Here is a 1,136-nt window from a genome sequence, read left to right on the forward strand (position 1 = left end):
TCAAGCAAACGGATTAGCGATGGATAGCTTAGAGGCTATCGAACACACGGTTCGTGCCCAGCTCCAGAGCCACGTTTCTCCTGGATTAGGAAATTTTTTATCCAAGAAAATTGTCCAGAAGATGGTGAGCGACCAAGACGGATAGTGAGTATTTTGGGGGATTTGTGGGTCTCTTGCAACCAGGCACAAACACTTTCACTTAAGGCACGTGTCAAGCACAGTCCGTATCTAGAGAAATGTTGTTTACGGATGTGTGCCAAAGCATCTTATGAGCATGCGGAATCTGATGTGGCGATGCTCACAGGAGTTCGTGTGAGTGCTAAGACGCAAGAGCGAATGGTGAAGCGTTTAACGTTACCCGAGCCCACATCGGAAGAGCCCGTCAGCGAACTCACCCTCGATGGCGGCATGGTGCGAGTGCGTACCCCCAAAGGTGAAGCGAGTGTCTGGCGTCAATATCATGGCATCAGAGTCAATGGCAATGGCATTGGTATGGCTTGGTACAAAGACCCAGCGACCCTGTTGGCGTGGATTACGACATTGCCCCTAGTCCCTGTGATTTATCTGCTGGGGGATGGGCACTGTGGCATTTGGTCCCTATTTGAGCAGATGGCAATCGAGGGTCCAACCGACGAAGTGCTTGATTGGTATCACCTTAAAGAGAATCTCTACAAAGTCGACGCCACAGAGGCGGTGCTCGAATCGCTATCGAGTCAACTATGGGAAGGGCGACTCCAACAAGTGTTGAGCTGTCTATCAGAGTTGGACAATGAGTCGGCTCGACGGTTTAGTGCCTATCTGAGCAATCATGCTGGGCGCATTCCCAACTATCGCTATTATCAGATGGAAGGATTCCCCATTGGTTCAGGGCCTGTCGAGTCTTGGGTCAAACAGATTGATGCCAGATTACAGGTGACCGGGGCTCAATGGAATGAAGAGACGTTGCCACTAATGCTCAAATTGAGAGCCGGTTATCTAAATCATCAACTCGATTATTTTTCATCTGCTAGCGGATGACGTGCTCCCTCTTCAAGAGTGATCTGCCATTGAGACAGATCACTCCATAGGCGATTCTGAGAGAGTACCACCTACCTCAGATGCCATGACTAGTGTTGCTGAGCTTCAATTATTCCGCA

The 1,136-nt window shown here is 49.6% G+C and carries 1 protein-coding gene; it reads left to right on the top strand.

What is annotated here, in order from left to right; translation table 11 throughout:
• Positions 1–1,017 (top strand): ISKra4 family transposase gene (locus tag F6K13_RS34265; RefSeq protein ID WP_287290102.1). Its coding sequence is split into 2 segments (ribosomal slippage), with 1,018 coding nucleotides annotated over them: positions 1–92 and positions 92–1,017; the frame shifts between segments, so codons are not numbered across the junction. This gene is flagged as partial in the annotation.
• Between the last annotated feature and the right edge of the window lie 119 nt (positions 1,018–1,136).

It is taken from the genome of Okeania sp. SIO2B9 (assembly GCF_010672505.1).
GTDB lineage: Bacteria > Cyanobacteriota > Cyanobacteriia > Cyanobacteriales > Microcoleaceae > Okeania > Okeania hirsuta.